Origin of the sequence: Microbacterium sp. ANT_H45B, from assembly GCF_008369345.1 — a bacterium.
In the GTDB taxonomy this organism is placed as follows: domain Bacteria; phylum Actinomycetota; class Actinomycetes; order Actinomycetales; family Microbacteriaceae; genus Microbacterium.
Window position 1 is genome coordinate 245,408 of the sequence record NZ_VOBK01000002.1, and the last position, 15,460, is coordinate 260,867.

The 15,460-nt window shown below is 68.5% G+C and carries 15 protein-coding genes; 9 read left to right on the forward strand and 6 right to left on the reverse strand.

Annotated elements, in window-relative coordinates; genetic code table 11:
- Positions 1 to 52: 52 nt before the first annotated feature.
- Entirely contained in the window at positions 53 to 3,055 is a 3,003-nt protein-coding gene (locus tag FQ142_RS07530; protein ID WP_223145280.1) for a glycine--tRNA ligase, read from the reverse strand.
- A 244-nt stretch (positions 3,056 to 3,299) separates the two neighbouring features.
- Between FQ142_RS07530 and FQ142_RS07535 the strand changes: the two genes are divergently transcribed.
- From FQ142_RS07535 to FQ142_RS07560, 6 genes are all read left to right on the forward strand, one after another.
- Positions 3,300 to 3,647, forward strand: a complete 348-nt coding sequence (locus FQ142_RS07535; RefSeq protein ID WP_056418205.1) for an HIT domain-containing protein — start codon at positions 3,300 to 3,302, stop codon at positions 3,645 to 3,647.
- Between the two features lie 64 nt (positions 3,648 to 3,711).
- Positions 3,712 to 4,737, forward strand: coding sequence for a PhoH family protein (locus tag FQ142_RS07540; protein WP_253386653.1), 1,026 nt, complete (start codon positions 3,712 to 3,714; stop codon positions 4,735 to 4,737).
- 16 nt (positions 4,738 to 4,753) lie between these two features.
- Positions 4,754 to 5,212 (forward strand): rRNA maturation RNase YbeY, encoded by a 459-nt coding sequence (gene ybeY / locus FQ142_RS07545; protein WP_056418199.1) that lies wholly within the window; start codon positions 4,754 to 4,756, stop codon positions 5,210 to 5,212.
- Positions 5,209 to 6,504, forward strand: coding sequence for a hemolysin family protein (locus tag FQ142_RS07550; protein WP_056418196.1), 1,296 nt, complete (start codon positions 5,209 to 5,211; stop codon positions 6,502 to 6,504). Before ybeY ends, FQ142_RS07550 begins: the two co-directional genes overlap by 4 nt.
- Positions 6,497 to 7,393: a GTPase Era gene (gene era, locus FQ142_RS07555; protein WP_056419642.1), complete on the forward strand. Its 897-nt coding sequence runs from the start codon at positions 6,497 to 6,499 to the stop codon at positions 7,391 to 7,393. The genes FQ142_RS07550 and era overlap by 8 nt, the downstream gene beginning before the upstream one ends.
- On the forward strand, positions 7,393 to 8,337 hold the full coding sequence (locus FQ142_RS07560; RefSeq protein WP_149422854.1) for a zinc-binding dehydrogenase: 945 nt from the start codon (positions 7,393 to 7,395) through the stop codon (positions 8,335 to 8,337). The genes era and FQ142_RS07560 overlap by 1 nt, the downstream gene beginning before the upstream one ends.
- Here FQ142_RS07560 and FQ142_RS07565 read toward each other — a convergent pair.
- Complete coding sequence (locus FQ142_RS07565; protein ID WP_262492092.1) at positions 8,334 to 8,972, reverse strand: hypothetical protein; 639 nt, start codon at positions 8,970 to 8,972, stop codon at positions 8,334 to 8,336. The two genes, FQ142_RS07560 and FQ142_RS07565, sit on opposite strands and share 4 nt — an antisense overlap.
- Positions 8,973 to 9,169: 197 nt before the next feature.
- Here FQ142_RS07565 and leuA point away from each other — a divergent pair, with 197 nt between their 5' ends.
- A complete protein-coding gene (leuA, locus tag FQ142_RS07570; protein WP_149422855.1) occupies positions 9,170 to 10,924 on the forward strand; it encodes a 2-isopropylmalate synthase in 1,755 nt (584 codons plus the stop codon).
- Between the two features lie 193 nt (positions 10,925 to 11,117).
- On the opposite strand, the gene FQ142_RS07575 is transcribed toward leuA, so the two are convergent.
- The gene (locus FQ142_RS07575; RefSeq protein WP_056418192.1) at positions 11,118 to 11,816 is read right to left on the reverse strand and encodes a trimeric intracellular cation channel family protein; all 699 of its coding nucleotides are present in this window, start codon (positions 11,814 to 11,816) and stop codon (positions 11,118 to 11,120) included.
- A 34-nt stretch (positions 11,817 to 11,850) separates the two neighbouring features.
- On the opposite strand from FQ142_RS07575, the gene recO reads away from it, so the two are divergent.
- Both recO and FQ142_RS07585 read left to right on the forward strand, forming a co-directional pair.
- Positions 11,851 to 12,597 (forward strand): DNA repair protein RecO, encoded by a 747-nt coding sequence (gene recO, locus FQ142_RS07580; RefSeq protein WP_149422856.1) that lies wholly within the window; start codon positions 11,851 to 11,853, stop codon positions 12,595 to 12,597.
- Entirely contained in the window at positions 12,594 to 13,394 is an 801-nt protein-coding gene (locus tag FQ142_RS07585; RefSeq protein WP_149422857.1) for an isoprenyl transferase, read from the forward strand. The genes recO and FQ142_RS07585 overlap by 4 nt, the downstream gene beginning before the upstream one ends.
- On the opposite strand, the gene FQ142_RS07590 is transcribed toward FQ142_RS07585, so the two are convergent.
- The 3 genes from FQ142_RS07590 to FQ142_RS07600 form a co-directional block, all read right to left on the reverse strand.
- A complete protein-coding gene (locus FQ142_RS07590) occupies positions 13,337 to 14,026 on the reverse strand; it encodes an AAA family ATPase (protein ID WP_262492093.1) in 690 nt (229 codons plus the stop codon). The genes FQ142_RS07585 and FQ142_RS07590 overlap by 58 nt on opposite strands.
- On the reverse strand, positions 14,023 to 14,598 hold the full coding sequence (locus tag FQ142_RS07595; RefSeq protein WP_149422858.1) for an AAA family ATPase: 576 nt from the start codon (positions 14,596 to 14,598) through the stop codon (positions 14,023 to 14,025). Before FQ142_RS07595 ends, FQ142_RS07590 begins: the two co-directional genes overlap by 4 nt.
- 374 nt (positions 14,599 to 14,972) lie before the next feature.
- Positions 14,973 to 15,269 (reverse strand): GIY-YIG nuclease family protein, encoded by a 297-nt coding sequence (locus tag FQ142_RS07600; protein ID WP_149422859.1) that lies wholly within the window; start codon positions 15,267 to 15,269, stop codon positions 14,973 to 14,975.
- Between the last annotated feature and the right edge of the window lie 191 nt (positions 15,270 to 15,460).

Sequence of the window (15,460 nt, forward strand, 5' to 3'; positions counted from 1 at the left end):
TGCGCATCCGATGGATGCGCACCCTCTCGCGTGTGTGCGTCTACGCGGCGGCTCAGGGGACGAGCGGCTTGAGCTCCGCCCAGTCCGCCTGCGTCCTGGCGTGACCGGCGATGACGCCGAGCAGCCCGAGTCGCGCACGACGCACCTGAGGGTCGTCGTCGAGCACCCGCACCTCGCCGAAGAAGCGATCGATGTGCGGCGCGAGGTCCCGCAGGGCGGTCAGGAACGTGTCGATGCCCGCGGAGCCGGCGAGGGCGTCGTCGAAACGACGCACCTCGGCGGCGAACGCCGCGTCTTCGGCGGACCCGCCGTCGGCGATCTCACCGGCGACGTCGGCCGGCGTGATGTTCACGACACGCAGCAGGGCCTCGAACTCCGCTGTGAAGTTCTCGGAGCCGAGCCAGGATTCGATCGCCTCGATGGCGTGATCCGCTGCACTCGGGCTGTCGACCAGAGGCAGCGCGGCGCGCACGACGGCGATCTCATGCCCCTCGGACGTCAGCTGCTGCGAGTACCGCTTGCCCAGCACGTCGAGGACGGCCGCGCGGACGGCATCCGATACCTCGAGTCCCTGCACGGCGAGACCGGATGCCGCGTGCGAGATGCCTTCCGCGATCGAGATGCCCAGCTCGGGCCGGCTGCGCAGGACGGCGATGATGCCGCCGGCGATCCGGCGGATGCCGAACGGGTCCGAGCTTCCCGTCGAGCTGATGCCGACGGTCGTCAGCCCGGTGAGCAGGTCGAAGCGATCGGCGAGCGAGAGCACGGCACCGGGCACGGTCTCGGGAAGAGCGGCGCCGGAGAAGCGCGGTCGCTCCATCTCCTCGATGGCGGTGCTGGTGGCCTCGTCGTAACCCGCGCGCGCGGCGTACTCCTTCGCCATGGTGCCGGCGAGCCCGGAGAACTCGATGACGAGCTGTGATGCGAGGTCGAACTTCGCGACGGCACCCGCCGAGCGGACGACCGTCGCAGCCTCCGCGTCGAGGTCGGCGATCTCGGCGAACTCGGACGCGAGCGCCTCGATGCGGCGCGAGCGGTCGAGGAAGGACCCCAGTCTGTCCTCGACGAGGAGCTTGTCGAGCATCAGGCGGAACTGCTCGGGGGTCTTCTCGAGGTCGGCACGCCAGAAGAACTTCGCGTCCTCGAACCGGGCACGCAGAACGTTCTCGTTGCCGCCGCGGACGACGGCCTCGTCGAACGGTCCGTTGGCGACGATGATGAACGAATTGCTCAGCGCCCCGTCGACCCAGATCGGCAGATAGCGCTGGTGCTTCTTCATCACCGTCGTGAGCACCGACGAGGGCACCTCGAGGTACTCGGCGCTGAACGAGCCCAGCAGGGGGCCCGGTGCTTCGACCAGGTCGGTGATCTCGTCGATCAGGCCGGCATCGCCCTCGATGTCGATGGTGCCGCCCACGGACGCGGCCAGCTTCTCGGCGGCGTCGACGATGAGCCCGCGGCGAGCATCGCGGTCGAGGATGATGTGCTCGTCGCGAAGGATGCTGTCGAAGTCCTCGAGCGAGGTGACCTCGCGGACGGGCGGCTCACTCGTGCGGAGTACACGGGTTGTCCGTGCGGACGTCACCTGCGAGACGGCGAGCGGGATCTCCACCGTCCCCCAGAGGGCGAGGAGCCAGCGGATCGGTCGGGCGTAGCTGAGCTCGGGGTCGGACCAGCGGATGTTCTTGTCCGCGCGCAGACCGCCCACGACCTGCTCGAACACCGTCGACAGGACCTCGGTCACGGGGCGCCCGGGCAGCGTGCGGGTGACGGCGACATGGCGGACGCCGTTGACGTCGACCTCGACGATCTCCTCGACGGCGGCGCCGTTCTTGCGGAGGAATCCGTTCAGCGCGTTCGTCGGAGCGCCGGCCTCGTCGAACGCCGCGGTCCACCGGGGACCGCGCGCGACGTGCTCGAGTTCGGACTCGACGGCGGGGACACCCGAGATCCGCACCACCACACGGCGCGGCGTGCTGTCGACGCGAAGGTCATCGAAGGCCAGACGCGTGCTCGCGAAGGCCGTCGTCAGCAGCTCGCGCACGGTCACGGTGATCGCGGGGACCTCCGATGCGGGCAGCTCTTCGAGGCCGATCTCGAACAGCACATCCGCGGGGGCCGCATCGGGGGACACGGTGGGCGCATCGGGGCGGGAGAGGGCCTCGGGAGCCTGAGCGACACCGAGCGGGTGATCGAGCTCGTCGCGGATCTCGACCCACAGACGTGCGCAGTCACGCACCAGGTTGCGCATCAGCGAGAAGGCCTTGGTGCGCTCCGTCGTGCTCACGGCACCGCGTGCGTCGAGGATGTTGAACGCATGGCTGCACTTGAGGGCGAAGCTGTACGCCGGCACGGGCAGGCGGTTCTCGACGAGCCTGCGTGCCTCGAGGGCATAGGCGTCGAAGAGCGCGCGAGAGGTCTCGATGTCGGCGTCGTCGAGGTAGTACCGGCTCATCTCGTACTCGGACTGGCCGAAGATCTCGCCATAGGAGACGCCGTCGGAGTACTCGATGTCCTTGAAGTGATCGACGCCCTGGAGCGCCATCAGGATCCGCTCGAGTCCGTAGGTGATCTCCACCGGGATCGGGCTGAGGTTGAGACCGCCGAGCTGCTGGAAGTAGGTGAACTGGGTGATCTCCATACCGTCGAGCCAGACCTCCCAGCCCAACCCCCAGGCGCCGAGTGCGGGGGAGGCCCAGTTGTCCTCGACGAAGCGGACGTCGTGGGCGTGAAGGTCGACGCCGATGGCCTCGAGGCTCTTGAGATAGAGCTCCTGCGGGTTGCCCGGTTCGGGCTTGAGGATGACCTGGAACTGGTGGTGCGTCTGCAGACGGTTGGGGTTCAGTCCGTAGCGCGAGTCGTCCGGACGCACGCTGGGCTCGACGTACGCGACCTTCCACGGCTCGGGACCGAGCACGCGGAGCGCGGTCGAGGGGTTCGCGGTTCCGGCTCCGACCTCTGCGTTCAGAGGCTGCATCACCATGCAGCCGACGCCTGCCCAGTACTCCTGGAGCTTCAAGATCGCATCCTGCATGGAGAGCGCGTGCTTCGTCACCTGTACCTCGGTTTCTCGTACACCCCGACATCGGCCGCTGCGGCCTCGCTGCTCGACGGACGGGGCGCGTCGATGACGCCGAGCGGTGGGTGTCTGCCCATCTTAGCCGTCGAGCCCGAGCGATCCACGCGGCGGGGCGGGGATCGCCGCGGCAGGATTCCGCCCGCCGCACGTGGTCGGCGGGCGTCCGTCCAGGCGGCGGCCGACACGCCGCCGCCGCAGGTGGAGCCACTAAACTGGGGGCATGTCAGCCCCCTCCCTGTTCACCCGCATCCTCGACGGTGAGATCCCCGGTGAGATCGTCGCCGAGGACGAGCGGCTCTTCGTCCTGCGCGACATCAACCCGCAGGCAGCGCTGCACCTGCTGGTCGTCCCCAAGCGCGAGTACGTCGACGTCGTCGAGCTCGCGGCCGACGACCCCGCTCTGCTCGCCGAGATGGTCGCGATGGCCGGCCGACTCGCACGCGAGCACGCCGACGGCGACTTCCGACTCCTCTTCAATGTGGGGGAGAACTCAGGACAGACCGTGCCGCACGTGCACGCGCACGTCCTCGCCGGCGACCTTCGGGAGACGAACCTCGTTGGCCGCTGACATCACTCACGACCCGGCCGACGTCCCGTCCGCTCGGGAGACCATCGCGGTGGACGGGGTGGCCATGGTGCGGCTGCTCGGTCCGCAGGACCGCCTGCTGCGGATGCTCGAGAAGGAGCATCCCGATGTGCAGGTCCTCGTGCGCGGCAATGAGATCACGCTGTCGGGCACGGCCGATGCCGTCGCGAAGGCGAAGAATCTCGTGGAGGAGCTGCTGACCATGACCAGAGCAGGCCACGACCTCGCGCCCAGCGACGTCTCGAGCTCGGCGCGGATGCTGCGCACCGAAGACGGTCCGCGACCGAGCGAGGTGCTCGGCGAGGCGATCCTCTCGACGAGGGGCAAGGTCATCCGGCCCAAGACCGTGGGGCAGAAGGAGTACGTCGATGCGATCGAGGAGAACACGATCGTGTTCGGCATCGGTCCCGCCGGCACGGGCAAGACCTACCTGGCCATGGCGAAGGCCGTGCAGGCGCTGCAGCGCAAGGAGGTCACCCGGATCATCCTGACGCGTCCCGCCGTCGAGGCGGGGGAGCGGCTGGGCTTCCTGCCCGGCACGCTGACCGACAAGATCGATCCGTATCTGCGCCCGCTCTATGACGCCCTGAACGAGATGATGGACCCCGAGGTCGTCCCGCGCCTGATGGCGACCGGAACCATCGAGGTCGCACCGCTCGCCTACATGCGGGGGCGCACGCTCAACGACTCCTTCGTCGTGCTCGACGAGGCGCAGAACACCACGCCCGAGCAGATGAAGATGTTCCTCACGCGTCTCGGCTTCGGCTCGAAGATGGTCGTGACCGGTGACATCACCCAGGTCGACCTGCCCCAGGGATCGTCGGGACTCCGCCTCGTCACGCGCGTGCTCGACGGCATCGATGACATCCACTTCGCCCGCCTCACGAGCGACGACGTCGTGCGTCATTCGCTCGTGGGTCGGATCGTCGACGCGTACAGCGAATACGACGAGCAGCGCACCGCCCAGCGCTTCGAACGCGAGCAGGCCGCCGAGTTCGCCAACCGCGCCGAGCGCAGGGGCGCCCAGCGCCCAGGACCCCGAGACCGGAAGCCGAGACGAGGCCTCTCCTGATGAATCGAGCACAGTCATGATCGAGATCAACAACGAGTCGGCCATCGACGTCGACGAGACCGTGCTGCAGCGGCTGACGGACTTCAACCTCGCCCAGCTGCACGTGAGCCCCGACGCCGAGGTGGCGATCGTCCTCGTCGACGAGGCGGCCATGGAGGCGCTGCACGTCCAGTGGATGGACGAGCCCGGTCCCACCGATGTGCTCAGCTTCCCGATGGATGAGCTGCGCCCCGGCACCGAGGATCGTCCGACGGCACCCGGGCTGCTCGGTGACATCGTGCTGTGCCCCCAGGTCGCCGAGACGCAGGCGCAGGCTGCAGGCCACACCCTGATGGACGAGCTGATCCTGCTGACCACCCATGGGCTGCTGCACCTCCTCGGCTTCGATCACGCCGAACCCGATGACGAGCGCGAGATGTTCGGACTGCAGAAGGAGCTGATCCAGGGCTTCGCCGCGTCCGAACGTCGCCGATGACCGCCGCCTTCCTGCTCGCCGCGGCCGTCCTGCTGGTCGCGTTCGGCGGCCTGATGGCCGCGATCGACGCGGCCTTCGGCGTCACATCGCGCTCGGACATCGAGGAGATGGGCACGGAAGGGCGCAATGCCCCCCAGCTCACGCGGATCGCCGCAGACCCCGATGCGCACGTCAACTCCGTCGCATTCATCCGCGTCCTGACGGAGACGGCCGCCGCCGTGCTCGTCACGGTCGCCTTCAGCATCCTGTTCGACAACATCTGGTGGGCAATGCTCGCCGCGGCGGTCCTGATGACCGGCATCAGCTTCGTGCTGGTCGGGGCGAGCCCGCGATCGTTCGGTCGGCACCACGCCGAGGGGATGCTGCGCGCGAACGCTCCGGTCGTCCGCGCCCTGCGCATCATCCTCGGCCCGCTCGCTCAGGGGCTCGTGGTCCTCGGCAACAGGGTCACACCCGGACGTGGCCGCAGCTCGTTCACGTCGGAGGAGCAGTTGTTGAGCATGGTCGACGAGGCCGCGTCCAACGACCTGATCGAGGCCGACGACCGCGACCTCATCCACTCGGTGTTCGACTTCACCGACCAGTTCGTGCGCGCCGTGATGGTGCCCCGGACCGAGATGGTGACTGTCGACGCGACGGCGACGACCAGCGAGGCGATGACGCTGTTCCTGCAGCGCGGCGTCTCGCGCATGCCGGTCGTCGACGACGACGCCGATGACGTCGTCGGAGTGCTCTACCTCAAGGATCTGGTGCAGTTCGCCTTCCGCGACGAGAACGCGTGGCGGGCGGCATCCATCCGGCCGATCTCCCGCCCGGCGACCTTCGTCCCCGAGTCGATGCGCGCCGAGACGCTGCTGCAGCAGATGAAGCGCGACGCGGTGCACGTGTGCCTCGTCATCGACGAGCACGGCGGGATCTCGGGTCTGGTCACGCTCGAAGACCTCATCGAGGAGCTCGTCGGCGAGATCTCCGACGAGTACGATCAGGTGTCGGCCGAAGTCGTCGAGCTGGGCGACGGACGGTACCGGGTCAGTGCCCGGCTGTCGCTGGAAGATGTCGGCGACCTCTTCGGTCTCGAGCTCGAGGACGAGGATGTGGACTCGATCGGCGGCCTGCTCGGCAAGACGTTGGGCCAGGTCCCGCAACCGGGATCGACGGTGACCGTCGAAGGACTGACCCTCACGGGCGGCGCCTCGCGGGGGCGTGGCCGTGGCATCGCGACGGTGTTCGTGGAACGCTCGGCACAGGATGCGGCAGATGCCGCAGAAGAGAGAGACGCACACGATGACTGAGCAGACGCGAAGCGGGTTCGTGACCTTCGTGGGGCGCCCCAACGTGGGCAAGTCGACTCTCACGAACGCTCTGGTGGGCGAGAAGATCGCGATCACGAGTGAGAAGCCCCAGACGACCCGACGCGCGATCCGCGGGATCGTGAATCGCCCGGACGGGCAGCTGGTCATCGTCGACACACCCGGCATCCACAAACCCCGCACTCTCCTGGGCGAGCGTCTGAACGACCTCGTCGAGCAGGTCCTCGGCGACGTCGACGTGATCGGATTCTGCGTGCCTGCGACCGAGAAGGTCGGCCCCGGCGACCGCCGCATCGCGGCATCGCTCGACGGATACCGCCGCGCCAAGAAGATCGCGATCGTCACGAAGACCGATGCGGCCGGCCGCGATGACATCACCGAGCGTCTCCTGGAGGTCGATGCTCTCCGCGAGGACTGGGATGCGGTCATCCCGATCTCCGCTCTCACGAACGATCAGCTGGAGGTGCTCGCCGACGAGGTGCTCTCGCTGATGCCGGTGGGCCCCGCGCTCTATGAAGAGGGCGTCACGACCGATGAGTCGGAGGAGGATCGCATCGCCGAGATGATCCGTGAGGCGGCGCTCGACGGCGTGCGCGACGAGCTGCCGCACTCGATCGCCGTCGTGATCGACGACATCGCCCCGCGCGAGGGCACGGACCTGACCGACGTGCACGCGTCGATCGTCGTGGAGCGCGACAGCCAGAAGGCGATCATCATCGGACACAAGGGCAAGAGGCTGGCCGACGTCGGCCGTCGCGCCCGCGCCGGCATCGAGGACCTCCTCGGCACGAGGGTGTTCCTGGGCCTGCATGTCAAGGTCGCCAAGGAATGGCAGCGCGACCCGAAGCAGCTCGGACGGCTCGGCTTCTGATGGCGATGCACTGGGTCGCCTCATCGTGGAGCGCACCTGAGGAGTGGGATTTCGTCGAGTACGAGGTTCCCCGACCCGGTGTCGGAGAGATCACCATCGAGGTCCGCGCGGCGGGTGTGAATCCCGCGGATGCCAAACACGTCGCCAGCCCTCGGCCGGGAGTCGAGCTGCCGGTGGCGATCGGATACGAGGTGTCGGGCGTGATCACCGCGATCGGTCCCGACACGACGATCGGATCCGGACAGGCCGAGATCGGCGACGAGGTGATCGCCTTCCGCGTGAGCGGCGGGTACGCCACGGCACTCACCATCCCCGCCGAGAAGGCGTTCGCGAAACCGACACCCCTCAGTCACCCCGAGGCCGCGAACCTGCTGCTCGCGGGCACCACGGCGGCCGAGATGCTCGCGGTCACGGGAGCGGCCCCCGGCGAGACCGTGCTGCTGCACGGGGCATCGGGCGCCGTCGGCGTCAGCGTGCTGCAGCAGGCGGCGCTGCGGGGCATCCGGGTCATCGGCACGGCCGGCACGAGTCGATTCGATGTCGTGCGGCACTTCGGCGGCACGCCCGTCGCCTACGGACCGGGACTCGCGGATCGGGTGCGCGCTGCCTCCGAGGGTGCAGCTGTCGCCGCAGCCCTCGACGCGGTCGGCACCGCCGAGGCCGTCGACGTGTCCCTCGAACTCGTCGCCGACCGTGCGCGCATCGTCACGATCGCCGCCATGGGGAGGGCCGAGGCGGACGGCATCCTCGCGATCGCCGGGTCGATGCCTGCGAGTGCGCGGTTCCGCGACGACATCCGCGGCGAGCTGGTGAGGCTGGCGCAGAACGGTGAACTCGTCGTACCGCTCGCCCGCACCTTCCCTCTCGACGAGGCACCCGCGGCGCTCGCCCTGCTCGCCGAGGGTCACCCCGGCGGCAAGCTCGCCCTGATACCGGCGCGCTAGTCGATCTCGCGCAGCGCCGATGTGACGAGCACGACGTCGTCGCCGTAGGCGTCGTCGACGGCATCCTGCAGGGAGCCGTCGTCCCAGACGACCTGGACCCAGACGTACCCCCGCTCCGTCCAGACGCTGAGTGCGTCGGTCCCGAGCGTGGTCGAGAGCTCGTCCTGCACCCGGGCGAGGTCGGCAGCGGACGTCGTCCCCTCGACGCCGTTGGCCGGATCGACAGGGGCCACCGAGTCGTAGAGCGCCAGCATGATGGGCGGGTCGGTGATCGTGTAGCGATGGCCGTCGTACGTGCCGTAGACCGCGTACATGCCCCAGGTGGTGTCACCGTCGGAGTCGCTGCCGTCCACTCCGTCCCAGGTCCATCCGTCCACCGGAACGCCCGAGCACTGCGGCGGGTACGACTCGGCGACCGCGCCGAGGCACAGCTCGACGTCTCCCGCGACGTCGAGCACCGTGCCGGTGCCGATCACACGTCCCTCCGGGGGCGTGACATCGCCCGCGTCCCAGGCGGGCTGTCCGGAGCTGGTCGGGGCCGGAGATGATCCGGGCGCCGCGGAACAGGCGGCAAGGCCGATCATCCCCGAGAGGACCGCTGCGGCCAGAAGCGTGCGTCTGCGCGATGTGCTCATACCTGTCAGTGTCGTCGCCGGCCGCATCGTCTCACGGGTGCTCCGGAGAATCACGGCGATCCTGCTAGCATGGCCGCATGCCTTTCGGCGGTCTGCTTCTTCTTAGCTGCCGCGACGAGTCCTGAAGCTAGGGCCTTCCTCGTCGCGGCGCTTGTGTTGGCCCGTTCACATATCCGACGAAGAGAAGAAGCCCCATCATGCAGAACACTCAGCGCCCGTCCGCGATGCCGATTCACAAGTACCGGCCGTACAACGAGCAGATCACCGTCGACCTGACGGACCGCACCTGGCCCGACGCCCGTATCACTGAGGCTCCGCGCTGGTGCGCCGTCGACCTCCGTGACGGCAACCAGGCCCTCATCGACCCGATGTCGCCCGAGCGCAAGCGCGTCATGTTCGAGCTGCTCGTCAGCATGGGCTACAAGGAGATCGAGGTCGGCTTCCCCTCGGCGAGCCAAACCGACTTCGACTTCGTGCGTCAGCTCATCGAAGAGAACCTGATCCCCGACGACGTCACCATCCAGGTGCTGACCCAGGCACGCGAGCACCTGATCGCTCGCACCTATGAGTCGATCGCCGGCGCGAAGCAGGCGATCGTGCACCTGTACAACTCCACGAGTGTGCTGCAGCGCGAGGTCGTGTTCCGCACCGACAAGCAGGGCATCATCGACATCGCCCTCGAGGGTGCACGTCTGTGCCGCGAGTTCGAGAAGACCATCCCCGACACGAAGGTCTACTACGAGTACTCGCCCGAGAGCTACACCGGGACCGAGCTCGAGTTCGCCGTCGACATCTGTAACCAGGTGATCGAGGTCTTCGAGCCGACTCCCGACCGCAAGGTCATCATCAACCTCCCCGCCACCGTCGAGATGGCGTCTCCCAACGTCTACGCCGATTCGATCGAGTGGATGAGCCGTCACCTCGCGCACCGTGAGAACGTCATCCTCTCGCTGCACCCGCACAACGACCGCGGCACCGCGATCGCGGCCGCGGAGCTCGGCTACATGGCCGGCGCCGACCGCATCGAGGGATGCCTGTTCGGCAACGGGGAGCGCACCGGCAACGTCGACATCGTGGCACTGGGCATCAACCTGTTCACCCAGGGCATCGACCCGCAGATCGACTTCAGCGACATCGACCAGGTCAAGCGCACGGTCGAGTACTGCAATCAGCTGCCCGTGCCGGAGCGCAGCCCCTGGGCCGGTGACCTCGTCTTCACCGCGTTCAGCGGATCGCACCAGGACGCGATCAAGAAGGGCTTCGAGGCCATGGCGGCCCGCGCCGACGCCGAGGGCGTCACGGTCGACGACATCGAGTGGGCGGTGCCCTACCTGCCGGTCGACCCGAAGGATCTCGGACGTTCGTACGAGGCCGTCATCCGCGTCAACTCCCAGTCCGGCAAGGGCGGCGTGGCCTACCTGCTGAAGGCCGACCACGCGATCGATCTGCCCCGCAAGCTGCAGATCGAGTTCTCGGGCGTGGTCCAGACGAAGACCGACGCCGAGGGTGGCGAGGTGACGAGCGAGCAGATCTGGTCGATCTTCAACGACGAGTACCTGCCTGCCGCCGACGAGTCCGCCAAGTGGGGACGCTTCGAGCTGCTCGCGACCCAGACCCGCAGCGATATGTCGGGCGACGTCGTGCTCGATGTGACACTGCGCGATGACGATCAGCAGGTCGCCGTCGCCGGCAACGGCAACGGACCCATCGCGGCGTTCATCGAGGTGCTGCGCGGCCAGGGCTTCGACATCACGCTCTACGACTACGTCGAGCACGCTCTCAGCGCCGGTGGCGACGCACAGGCCGCGGCCTACGTCGAGCTGCAGGTCGGCGACCAGCGCCTGTGGGGCGTCGGCATCGACGGCGACATCTCGACCGCATCCCTCAAGGCGATCGTGTCGGGCGTGAACCGTTCGATCCGCACGCGTCAGCAGGAGCTCGCGGCCGTCTGAGCCGTTCGCCCTTCGTCTCGCTTCGCTCGCTCAGGGGGCGGTGCTGTTCCCTGAGCGAGGAGCGGAGCGACGAGACGAAGGGCGCTGCTCGCGGGTGCTTCAGTGAGCGACCCCGCTCCCTGAGCGACGAGACGAAGGGCGTTGGGCGGCCCCGCTCCCTGAGCGAGGAGCGGAGCGACGAGACGAAGGGCGCCTAGAGGTCGATGCTGGGCTTGATGATAGGGATCACGCCGGTCTCGGCCGCGACCTTGCGGCGGTAGATGCGGCGCTGCTCGGGGAGCGAGACGTCGAAGCTCACGGCCAGGATGCGGATCACCGCGGTCACGACGATCCCCAGCACGGCCGCGAGCGGAATGGGCACGCCGAAGGCGTTCGAGACGACGATGAACGTGCAGCCGGCGCCGGCGGCCACGGCGTAGAGCGAGCCGACGTGCATGATCGCGGTCGGGAGGCCCATGAGCATGTCGCGCAGCACGCTGCCGCCGACCGCTGCACACACCCCGATGAACACGGCGGGGACGGGTGGGATGCCGAAGGCGATGGCCTTGCTCGTGCCGAAGGCCCCGAACATGCCGATGACGACGGCATCGAGCACGACGATCACGCGGTTGAGGCGCGTGAAGAGCCCCGCCAGCAGCATCCCCAGCAGCGCGGCGCCCGTGGCGGTGATCAGATACCAGTTGTTCTGCAGCGTCGCGGGAGTCTGCCCGAGCAGGATGTCGCGGATGAGTCCGCCGCCCATGCCGATCATGATCCCGATGATGGCGACCCCCAACCAGTCGAGGCGCCGCTGCCCCTGGAATCCGGAGGCGAAGAGCGCGCCCTGCACGCCTCCGAGCCCGACGCCGAGCAGGTCCGCCCAGAGCGGAATGATGAAGAGCGGTTCGGTCACCCCTCTATTCTCCCGCACGGAGGATAATCGAACGGTGCCCACCTACCGAGACGAAGCGGTGATCCTGCGCACCCACAAGCTGGGCGAGGCCGATCGCATCGTCACGATGCTCTCGCGGCGGCACGGCAAGATCCGCGCCGTGGCCAAAGGGGTGCGTCGCACCTCGTCGAAGTTCGGCTCGCGTCTGGAGCCGTTCATGGTCGCGGACGTGCAGCTCTACCAGGGGCGCACGCTCGACATCGTGCAGCAGGCCGAGTCCCTCGGCTCGTACGGGTCGGACATCGCCGCGCACTACGACCGCTTCACGTCGGCGAACGCGATGGTCGAGACCGCGGATCGGCTGAGCGACTCCGAGGCCACCCCCGACCAGTACCTTCTGCTGGTGGGGGGCTTGCGAGCGCTGTCGCGCGGAGAGCATTCCCCCCGGAGCATCCTGGATTCCTACCTGCTGCGGGTCATGGCCCTGTCGGGATGGGCGCCGTCGCTCGGTGACTGCGCGCGGTGCGCGGCGCCCGGTCCGCACCAGCACTTCGTCGGTCAGCTGGGCGGAGCGGTGTGTCCGAACTGCGCACCGGCGGGCAGCCCGAAGGTCGCCGAGCGGACGCTGTCGCTGCTGCGCTCCTTGATGGCCGGCGAGTGGGACGTGATCGATGCCGCCCCGCACGCCGACAATGCGGCCGCATCCGGACTCGTCGCCGCCTACGCCCAGTGGCACCTGGAGCGCGGCATCCGCTCGCTCGCGCACCTCGTCGCCGACCACCCTCGAGAAGGAGCACGGTGAGTCCCAAGCCGTACACGCACAAGGATGCCGTGGCATACCGCCCCCTGGACTGGACGGGCTTGCAGCCGCCCGCGTTCCCGGCGGTTCCCGCGCACGTCGCGATCGTCATGGACGGGAACGGCCGCTGGGCGAATCGCCGCGGACTCAGCCGTGTCGAGGGTCACAAGGCGGGGGAGGAGGTGCTGCTCGATGTGGTCGCCGGCGCCATCCAAGCCGGAGTGAAACACCTCTCGGTGTACGCGTTCTCGACCGAGAACTGGGCGCGCTCTCCCGAGGAGGTGCGCTTCCTGATGGGGTACAACCGTGACGTGCTCCATCGCCGCCGCGACCAGCTCAACGAGTGGGGAGTGCGCGTGCGCTGGGCCGGCCGCAAGCCGCGGCTGTGGGGCAGCGTGATCAAGGAGCTGCAGTACGCCGAGCAGCTCACGCGTGACAACGACGTGCTCACCCTCACGATGTGCGTGAACTACGGGGGTCGTGTCGAGCTCGTCGACGCGATGCGGTCGATCGCCGCGGATGTCGCGGCCGGTCGGGTCAAGCCGAACGCGATCAGCGAGAAGATGATCAGGCGCAACCTCTACGTGCCGGACATGCCCGACGTCGATCTCTTCCTGCGGAGCTCGGGGGAGCAGCGCACCTCGAACTTCCTGCTGTGGCAGGCCGCCTATGCCGAGATGGTGTTCCTCGACACGCTCTGGCCGGACTTCTCGCGCGAGGAGCTGTGGCGGGCGATCGAGATCTACCTGTCGCGCGACCGTCGCTTCGGCGGGGCGATCGACACCCCTTCCGGATCCTGAGCGCCCTTCGTCTCGGCGCTGCGCTCCTCGCTCAGGGGCCGCGCAGCGAGACGGAGGGCGGCCTGAGCCCGCAGCCACCGCTCGGTCTCGCGGGGATGGCGGAGCCTCACGATCGTGAGGTGAGGGAAGCGCTCTCGTTTCAGGGGCATCTGGGTCGCCCAGAACCGGCGGGTCTTGGTCTGCCAGGCGAGGATGCTCCGTGCGGGGTCGCGGGTCGAGAGCACCTGCCAGATCGGCTTCTCGACGTTGCCGTTGTACATCTCCGTCCGCAGGATGCTGCGGCGCAGCGTGCGACGCAGCAAGCGCGCGCGGACGATCGGCCAGGGGTAGTCGAGCCAGACCACCAGTTGCGCACGCGGCGTCAGGATCTCATCGGTGCCCTTGCTCGTGTACTGCCATTCGGTGACCCAGCGGTCCTCCGCGGCGAAGGCGCGCACGTCGTCGAGGAACGTCGCGCGCGGCGTCCAGTTCTCGCCGTGGTGCAGGGCGTCCATCTCATGGCGGTCGATGTTCCAGAGTGTCGACAGCCGGCCCGCGAGGGTGGTCTTTCCCGATCCGGTGACTCCGGCGATGAGGACTCGCTCCGGCCGGAACGGCAGGGGATCGTCGGCAGCGAGCATGCGAGACGTCATGATGCCGACCCCCGATCGACGCGCTTCAGCCAGGCGTCGAGCGCGCGAGGGTGGTCGAGGCGAACCACATGCAGATGCGGATGCGTCACCTCGATGCGAGGCATGCGTTCCGACCATTTGGTGAGCGTGTTCTTCTGCCACCGCAGGATGTCGTTCTGGCCGGTCCATCCGTCGCGTTCCCACAGCGCCGGTTCGACGTTGCCGTTCCAGAGCGGCGTGCGCAGCAGTCGACGCCTCACTGTGCGCAGCAGGAGACGCCTCCGCGCGATGCGGTAGGGATAGTCGAGCCAGATCACGATCTGCGCGCGCGGGGCGAGGATCTCGTCGGTGCCCTTGCTCGTGTACTGCCACTCGGTGACCCAGCGGTCCTCCGCGGCGAAGGCACGCACGTCGTCGAGGAACGTCGGCCGCGGAGTCCAGTTCGCGCCGTGGAACAGCCCGTCGATCTCGACATGGCGCAGGTCCCACAGTCCGGCCACGCGTCGAGCGAGCGTCGTCTTGCCGGTGCCGGTGACTCCGGCGATCAGCACTCGCTCGGGGCGGAGCGGTAACGGGTCGTCGGCGGAGAGCATTCGAGAATCCTATCCACGGCCCGTTCCCTGTGCGAGGAGCGCAGCGACGAGACGAAGGGCGTGGGCATGCGGGGAGTGGCTGCCTCCTGAGCGAGGAGCGGAGCGACGAGACGAAGGACGCCCTTCGTCTCGCTGCGCTCGCTCAGGCTGCGGGGAGGTCGCTCAGGGGGCGGGGAGGTCGCTCTGACCCAGGGCTGCGGGGGACGCCGCGCTGGCTCAGGGAGGCCCGTCCCCTGAGCGAGGAGCGGAGCGACGAGACGAAGGGCGCCCTTCGTCTCGCTTCGCTCGCTCAGGGTGCGGGGAAGTCGCGCTGGATCCGGGGGCGGGGGAGGTCCGTCCCCTGAGCGAGGAGCGGAGCGACGAGACGAAGGGCGTCAATCCGCACTCGACGGATCGCGGTGGCGTCTGCTCCATCCTGGAAGCTCGTCGTAGCGCCCCTCGATGAGAAGGCGCTTCTTGGCTCGTGTCCACCCGTGTATGCGCCGCTCCCACCCGTAGGCATCGTCGATGCGAGCGAACTCCGAACTCCACACGAGCTCGACAGGACGACGGCGGCGCGTGTAGTCGCACCCCTCGCCGAACTGATGCTCCGCGAGACGCCGCTCGAGGTCGAGCGTGCTTCCGGTGTAGAAGCTCCCATCGCGGCACTGGAGGATGTAGACGAACGGCATCCGAGGACGCTACCGACTTTCAGGCATCGGGAAGGGCGCTGTCCACAGGCCGTGCGGTGCGGGGGTGCGCCCTTCGTCTCGCTGCGCTCGCTCAGGGTGCGGGGTGCGGGGTGCGGGGTGTGGTGCGCTCGCTGGGGGGTGCGCCCTTCGTCTCGCTGCGCTCGCTCAGGGTGCGGGGTGCGGGGTGCGGG

Excerpts from the sequence above, each read along its gene's own strand:
- FQ142_RS07540 (WP_253386653.1), top strand. The coding sequence starts at position 3,712 with ATGGTGCGGCTGCTCGGTCCGCAGGACCGCCTGCTGCGGATGCTCGAG.
- FQ142_RS07560 (WP_149422854.1), top strand. The coding sequence starts at position 7,393 with ATGGCGATGCACTGGGTCGCCTCATCGTGGAGCGCACCTGAGGAGTGG.
- FQ142_RS07535 (WP_056418205.1), top strand. The coding sequence starts at position 3,300 with ATGTCAGCCCCCTCCCTGTTCACCCGCATCCTCGACGGTGAGATCCCC.
- FQ142_RS07595 (WP_149422858.1), bottom strand. The coding sequence starts at position 14,598 with ATGCTCTCCGCCGACGACCCGTTACCGCTCCGCCCCGAGCGAGTGCTG.
- era (WP_056419642.1), top strand. The coding sequence starts at position 6,497 with ATGACTGAGCAGACGCGAAGCGGGTTCGTGACCTTCGTGGGGCGCCCC.
- leuA (WP_149422855.1), top strand. The coding sequence starts at position 9,170 with ATGCAGAACACTCAGCGCCCGTCCGCGATGCCGATTCACAAGTACCGG.
- FQ142_RS07565 (WP_262492092.1), bottom strand. The coding sequence starts at position 8,972 with ATGAGCACATCGCGCAGACGCACGCTTCTGGCCGCAGCGGTCCTCTCG.
- FQ142_RS07600 (WP_149422859.1), bottom strand. The coding sequence starts at position 15,269 with ATGCCGTTCGTCTACATCCTCCAGTGCCGCGATGGGAGCTTCTACACC.
- ybeY (WP_056418199.1), top strand. The coding sequence starts at position 4,754 with ATGATCGAGATCAACAACGAGTCGGCCATCGACGTCGACGAGACCGTG.
- FQ142_RS07550 (WP_056418196.1), top strand. The coding sequence starts at position 5,209 with ATGACCGCCGCCTTCCTGCTCGCCGCGGCCGTCCTGCTGGTCGCGTTC.
- FQ142_RS07590 (WP_262492093.1), bottom strand. The coding sequence starts at position 14,026 with ATGACGTCTCGCATGCTCGCTGCCGACGATCCCCTGCCGTTCCGGCCG.